The organism is Aliirhizobium wenxiniae (assembly GCF_014201355.1).
GTDB classification, from domain to species: Bacteria; Pseudomonadota; Alphaproteobacteria; order Rhizobiales; family Rhizobiaceae; genus Neorhizobium; species Neorhizobium wenxiniae.
The window spans coordinates 443,739-449,926 of sequence record NZ_JACHEG010000004.1 but is presented as its reverse complement, the minus strand read 5'-3'; the positions used below and the strand labels follow the sequence as shown (position 1 = coordinate 449,926).

General features: G+C 61.1%; 5 protein-coding genes and 1 pseudogene. 3 read left to right on the top strand and 3 right to left on the bottom strand.

From position 1 onward, the window contains the following. The 3 genes and pseudogenes from HNQ72_RS19530 to pta all read left to right on the top strand — a co-directional run. Positions 1-192: pseudogene (locus HNQ72_RS19530) on the top strand (acetyl-CoA C-acetyltransferase); the annotation flags it as partial. A gap of 211 nt (positions 193-403) precedes the next feature. Beyond that, positions 404-1,606: an acetate/propionate family kinase gene (locus HNQ72_RS19525; protein ID WP_183994405.1), complete on the top strand. Its 1,203-nt coding sequence runs from the start codon at positions 404-406 to the stop codon at positions 1,604-1,606. Positions 1,607-1,726: 120 nt separating this feature from the next. Next, the gene (gene pta, locus HNQ72_RS19520; protein ID WP_183994403.1) at positions 1,727-3,847 is read left to right on the top strand and encodes a phosphate acetyltransferase; all 2,121 of its coding nucleotides are present in this window, start codon (positions 1,727-1,729) and stop codon (positions 3,845-3,847) included. An 88-nt stretch (positions 3,848-3,935) separates the two neighbouring features. Here the strand turns inward: pta and HNQ72_RS19515 are convergent, their stop codons facing one another. From HNQ72_RS19515 to HNQ72_RS19505, 3 genes are read right to left on the bottom strand one after another with little or no spacing between them, the layout of a single operon-like run. Continuing rightward, positions 3,936-4,721 (bottom strand): class I SAM-dependent methyltransferase, encoded by a 786-nt coding sequence (locus tag HNQ72_RS19515; RefSeq protein ID WP_183994401.1) that lies wholly within the window; start codon positions 4,719-4,721, stop codon positions 3,936-3,938. Continuing rightward, positions 4,718-5,791, bottom strand: a complete 1,074-nt coding sequence (locus HNQ72_RS19510) for a glycosyltransferase family 4 protein (protein ID WP_183994399.1) — start codon at positions 5,789-5,791, stop codon at positions 4,718-4,720. Before HNQ72_RS19510 ends, HNQ72_RS19515 begins: the two co-directional genes overlap by 4 nt. After that, the gene (locus tag HNQ72_RS19505; protein WP_183994397.1) at positions 5,788-6,186 is read right to left on the bottom strand and encodes a 6-pyruvoyl trahydropterin synthase family protein; all 399 of its coding nucleotides are present in this window, start codon (positions 6,184-6,186) and stop codon (positions 5,788-5,790) included. Before HNQ72_RS19505 ends, HNQ72_RS19510 begins: the two co-directional genes overlap by 4 nt. Positions 6,187-6,188 lie beyond the last annotated feature (2 nt).

Below are 6,188 nucleotides of genomic sequence, written 5' to 3'. Positions count from 1 at the left end.
CTCGGCTGGGATCCGGCCAAGGTCAATGTCAATGGCGGCGCGATCGCCATCGGCCATCCGATCGGTGCTTCCGGTGCACGCGTTCTTGTCACGCTGCTGCATGCGCTGAAAGCTCGCAACGCAAAGAAGGGCCTCGCAACACTGTGCATCGGCGGCGGCATGGGCATCGCGCTTTGCGTGGAAAGCTTCTGAAACACCCCTGTGAGGCCTCGGCTTCGCAAAGGCGTGGGCATCTGGTGGGTGCCCACGCCTCGATATTTTCCCGAGGGTGGACCGTGGCCCGAACGGTCATGCAACCCGCAGCAATATTGAAATCGATATCAACCGGACAAGCGCGAGCGGCAACGGCCGTTGCGATGAGGAGCCGTGCCTATACGGCACATCCCGCCAGAGGATTACATAAATGGCCAAAGATCAGTCTCACGTTCTCATCATCAATTGCGGCAGCTCGTCGCTGAAGTTCAGCCTGTTTGCCGGTGAAGGCCGTACGGCAGTCGTTTCGGGCCTCGCCGAAAATCTCGGACACTCGGAAAGCCGGCTGATCCTCAAGGAAAACGATGCGAAAGTTACGATTGCGCTTGATGGCGGCAACCATGATGCAGCGCTGCGCCGACTGATGGACAGCCTGAAGGAACGCGATCTGCTGGACGCGATCGGCGCTGTCGGGCACCGGATCGTACATGGTGGGGAGCGTTTCGTTAAGGCCACTCGCCTCGATGCTGCGGTCCTCGACGAGATCGAAGCTCTCTCTTATCTCGCACCGCTGCATAACCCGGCAAACGTGCTTGGCGTGCGTATCGCCATGGAAGTGCTTGGCTGGGTGCCGCACGTGGCGGTGTTCGATACGTCCTTCCACATGACCATCCCGCAAGCCGCGCATGCCTATGCCATCCCGCAGACCTATCGGGACGCAGGCATTCGCCGTTACGGCTTTCACGGCACCAGCCACGGCTTTGTTGCTAAGGAAGCAGTCGAACTGCTGGGCCTCGACGCCAAGGATCATGGTCTAGTGATTGCCCATCTCGGTAATGGTTCCTCCGCAACCGCAGTCCTGAACGGCGAAAGCGTCGATACGTCGATGGGCCTTACTCCGCTTGAAGGTCTCGTCATGGGCACCCGCTCCGGCGACATCGATCCGGGCGCACTCTTCCACATCGCCCGCGAGGACGGCCTGACGATCGACGAACTCGACACGCTGCTCAACCGCAAGAGCGGTCTGCTTGGTCTCTCCGGTCTCTCCAACGATTGCCGCACGCTGGAAAGTGCCGCGGCTGAAGGCCATGGAGGCGCGGTCCTGGCACTCTACGCAATGGTTCATCGCCTGGCCCGTTACATCGGCGGTCTTGCTACTTCCCTGCCCCGTCTCGACGCAATCGTGTTTACCGGAGGTATCGGTGAAAACTCGGCCTCCGTGCGCCGCAAGACGATCGCGAGGCTCGAGGTATTCGGCATCACCCTGGATGAAGAAACCAATGCTCAGATGTACGGCGGGCGTTGCGGCGTGATCAGCGCCTCCGGCAGCAGGACCGCTGCGGCCGTTATCGCCACCAACGAGGAATGGGCCATAGCAAACGAGGCCCGGCCCTATATAGGTAACGCTAGCTGAGGCGAAATACCCGATCAAATTCCGAGGCGTCCGGTCCTCATGATGGATTGCCGGACGCCTCAAAATAGATTTTCCCGGCATAGCCGGAACGGTCATGACAAATCGAAAGGCGATAGTTTCATGTCGGCACATCTCATTTTCCTCGCACCGCTGGCGCAAGACGTCGACCTGAGCGCCATAGCGCTCGGTTTCGTGCGAGCCCTGCAGCGTGACGGTCTGAAGGTCGGTTTCGTCAAGCCGATCGCCCAGCCGACAGCCAGTGAGCATCCCGGCTCGCCGCTGAAGACCACCGAAGTCTCCACCTATTTTGCTCGCAGCCTGTGCCTGACGGAGGCCCCCGAGCCGATCGCGTTCACCCACGCAGAAGATCTTCTGCGCAAGGGCGAGCTTGACCTGTTGCTGGAAGAAGTCGCAACGATGACGGAAGCCCTGCGCGCCGATCATGACGTCGTTGTCGTCGAAGGCCTGATCCCGTTTACCGATCTGCAGATCGTCCCCCGGCTCAATGTCGAAATCGCCCGAAGCCTTGACGCCGAGGTGGTGCCTGTGGTCAGCGGTGTCGACGATGACAAGCGGCTGACCGATACGGTTGCGCTCGCCGAGCGCCAGTACATGCGCGACGCCGATGGCCATTTTGCCGGCCTGCTCGTCAACAAGCTGCCTGAGACAAGCCGGCGTGAGGCGCTGACAGCGGCATTTGCCAAGGCAGGAATGGAAACGAGCATCATCCTCGGCGCGATCCCCTACGAGCCGAACCTGAACACGCCGCGCCTGTCCGATCTCGTCTCGTCGCTGGATCTCAGCGTCGTGCAGGGTTCCAAGCTCGATGCTGTGCGTGTCCGCGAGATCGTCGTCGGTGCGCGCTCGGTCGAGAAGATGATCGACCGCCTGCGTCCCGAGACGCTCGTCGTCATGCCCGGCGACCGCAGCGATATCGCGCTTGCCTCTGCGCTGGCCCATAGCCGCGGCGTGCCGCTTGCCGGCCTGCTTCTCACCTGCGGCGCACCGCTCGCAACCCCGGTCGCAGACCTGATGGCCTCGGTCGGCTCAAACATCCTGCCGATCCTCTCCACCCCCGACGATACCTATGCCACCGCCTCGCGCCTGGCCCATCTGAGCTATCATGTCAGCCAGGATGACAGCCAGCACATGGAAAAGGTCATCGATTTCGTCGCCGAACATATCGACACGACATCGCTGCGCGACCGCATCGGCACCTCGACCGAAGCACGCCTGTCGCCGCCGCGCTTCCGCAATCATCTGATCGAAGGCGCACGCCGCGCCAACAAGCGCATCGTGCTGCCCGAGGGTGAAGAGCCCCGCACGCTGCAGGCCGCAGTCATCTGCCACCAGAAGGGCATTGCCCGCTGCGTGTTGCTCGGCCGCCCCGATGCCATCCAGATGATCGCCAAGGCCAAGGACATCGAACTGCCCGCCGATCTGGAAATCCTCGACCCGCAGGCCGTGCGCGCCAACTATGTCGACGCCATGGTCGAGTTGCGCAAGTCCAAGGGCATGACGCCTCCCCAGGCAATGGCCCAGCTGGAAGACACCGTCGTTCTCGGCACCATGATGCTCGCCGTCGGTGAAGTCGATGGTCTGGTCTCCGGTGCGGTCCATACCACCGCCAGCACGGTGCGCCCTGCCCTGCAGCTGATCAAGACGGAGCCGGGCCAGAGCATCGTCTCCTCGGTCTTCTTCATGCTGATGCCCGATCAGGTCCTGGTCTATGGCGACTGCGCCATCAACCCGAACCCGACGGCCGACCAGCTGGCGGAAATCGCCGTGCAGTCTTCCGACACGGCAAAAGCCTTCGGCATCGATCCGCGGGTGGCGATGATCTCCTATTCGACCGGCACGTCGGGTACCGGCGGCGATGTCGACAAGGTGCGCGAAGCAACCGAGCTTGCCAAGCAGCGCAAGCCCGACCTGCTGATCGACGGTCCGATCCAGTACGATGCGGCAAGCGTCGAAAGCGTCGGCCGTTCCAAGGCTCCCGACAGCCCGGTTGCCGGTCGCGCCAATGTCTTCGTCTTCCCGGATCTGAACACCGGCAACACCACTTACAAGGCCGTCCAGCGCTCCGCCGATGTCGTTTCCGTCGGCCCGATGCTGCAGGGCCTGCGCAAGCCGGTCAACGACCTGTCGCGCGGCGCCCTTGTCGACGACATCGTCTTCACCATCGCGCTCACTGCTATCCAGGCGGACCAGCAGACGGAAAATCAGGGCGCCAAGAAGTAAGGCGCTATACAGAGAAAACAGACACCACCACGCCGGTTCCAATCGGCGTGGTCCAAAGGATGCGTTTCACAACGGGTTAGAGGTCGCGTCACCGAACGGCGAATAGATCCCAGTGCCCGATAAGGCAGCCCGAATTTTCCGCCCGTTCCAGTCGTGCCAAACGCCAGTCGTTGATATCCGTTTCAGCGAGAAGCCCGGTCTCGGCGGCAGCCGTTGCCATGCCGGAAACGAACTGCCGCTGCAGTTCCGCATGTGAACGGTCTAGCCGCCAAGGGCTTGGCGCCATTGCGACCTTAAAACCTTGCTCCTCGAGCAGCGCGCGCAAAACCGGTGCAGCAGTCGGACCGAGCGCAGGGCCAAATCCCTTGTCCTGTCGCTGGTGTGCGTTGAATGCCGCAACGACCTCTTCATCCACTGGATGAGAGCTGTCCCAGCGACAAACCCCGTCATAATTCAGCGCCGCGTAGAGGCCAGCTTCCGTCTGCACGACCTGCGCCAGCAATCGTACCAGAAACTCCTCGGAAACAAGGTCGAAAAGGGCGGAAGCCGTGATCAGCCGCGCTCCCGACAACAGGTCGATGGCAGGATCGCTCAGCTGTGCTTCGACACATTCTATCCGGGCAGATTGCCCATGCCGGTTTCTGGCCTCGGCAAGCAAAAACGGATCATTATCGACGAGCCGCCAGCGCCAATGAAGTGCCTCGGGCGAAAGCGCCCGGAAAGTCGAGCCCGTACCGGCTCCAAGATCGACAACAAGTGCCCCCTCACCGGCCGGCATCACATGATCGATTACTTGCCTGCGCAGATCGCAATCACGTGCCGCATGATCGGCAACTTCCCGTAGGTCAAGCCAGCGCTTGTCGAAACCGCTCATCGGATGCCCTTCAGAAAATCAGCCAACACCTTCGTGCCCGCCCGCCAGTCCGGCAGTTTGCGGCCGGCAACAAGGGAGCCGGCAGCATAATTGCGCCGCGCCTGTCGATCATCCAGCAGCGTCGCCAACGCTTCAGAAAATCCAATGACATCGCCGGGTTCCAGCAGAATTCCAGCACTGTCGGGCACGACGTCCGGCACCGCACCACCACGGCAACCAACAATCGGCAATCCTCGCGACATCGCCTCGGCAAATACCATGCCGAAACCTTCGTAACGACTTGCCAGGGCGAAAATATCGGCCCGATCATATTCAGCATCGACATCATCGAGAGCGCCTGTCACGGCAATCCTGTCGTCGAGCCCATGATCCGTGATCTGCCGACGCAGGGCGGATGCGGATACCGGATCCATGCTGTCGCTACCGACGATACGGCAATGCCATGGCCGGTCACGCAGCCGTGCCAGCGCCGCGACGAGCGTTGCGTGATCCTTGCGCTGCGTCAGTGAACCTACGGCGAGGATCAACGGTGGTTCACCATCAATTCCACCCCGAGCGGGACTGGCCGGTTCGGTGCCCGGGATAGCGACACAGATCGCATCTGGACGGACGCGAAAATCCGAGATCAACGTACGGGCGGTTTCCGGACTTGTTACGATAATCCCACGCGTTGAGACGAGCGCTGTAGCCTCGCTCTTACGAAGATTTTGCGCTTGTCGTTCCGAAATCCCTGTTTCCAGCGCCAAGGGGTGATGTACGAGCGCGATCAATTTCAGCCGTATTGCCTCCTGACGAGCAATCTCGGGCATGGCACCGAATGCCAGCCCGTCGACGAGGACGAGGCTTTCATCGGGAAGGCAGGCAAACTGCCTTGCCGCAGTCTCCAATTCGTTACGGCTCGGAGCCGGAAAGCCATCAGGCAGGCGGACATGATCGACCCGCCAGCCGAGCTTGCGCAGTTCCTCGATCACGCGCCGGTCATAACCATAACCGCCGCTACGGATTTCAATGTCACCCGGAATCGCAAAAACGAGATGCGGTGCGTCAGTTTTTCTATCTGCGTGGCTCAAACCGCAGCCTCGTACCACGCCCGTGCGACATGGCTCTCGTGCAGCGTGATTTTCAGCCGGCAAACTCGCTTTCCGCCTGGCCCCAACTCACCGGCATCGATACGGCGGCGCAGGTCATCGAAAATGTGTTTGGCCAGCACTTCCGTCGTTGTGATCTTGCCGCGAAAAACATCCAGTTCATCGAGATTCTGGTAATTGAGCGGTGCAACTGCATCTTTCAAAACGGCCGTCGCCAGTCCGATATCGACACCGAGACCATTCTCGTCGAGATCTTCCGTCATGAACGCCGCATCGACGACGAATGTCGCGCCGTGCATGGCTTGGGCGGGACCGAACACCTCGCGCGGCAGGCTATGGGCAATCATCATATGGTCGCGCACTTCGACAGCAAACATCG

Coding starts and splice junctions, on each gene's coding strand:
- HNQ72_RS19515 (WP_183994401.1), bottom strand. CDS start 4,721: ATGAGCGGTTTCGACAAGCGCTGGCTTGACCTACGGGAAGTTGCCGAT.
- pta (WP_183994403.1), top strand. CDS start 1,727: ATGTCGGCACATCTCATTTTCCTCGCACCGCTGGCGCAAGACGTCGAC.
- HNQ72_RS19525 (WP_183994405.1), top strand. CDS start 404: ATGGCCAAAGATCAGTCTCACGTTCTCATCATCAATTGCGGCAGCTCG.
- HNQ72_RS19505 (WP_183994397.1), bottom strand. CDS start 6,186: ATGTTTGCTGTCGAAGTGCGCGACCATATGATGATTGCCCATAGCCTG.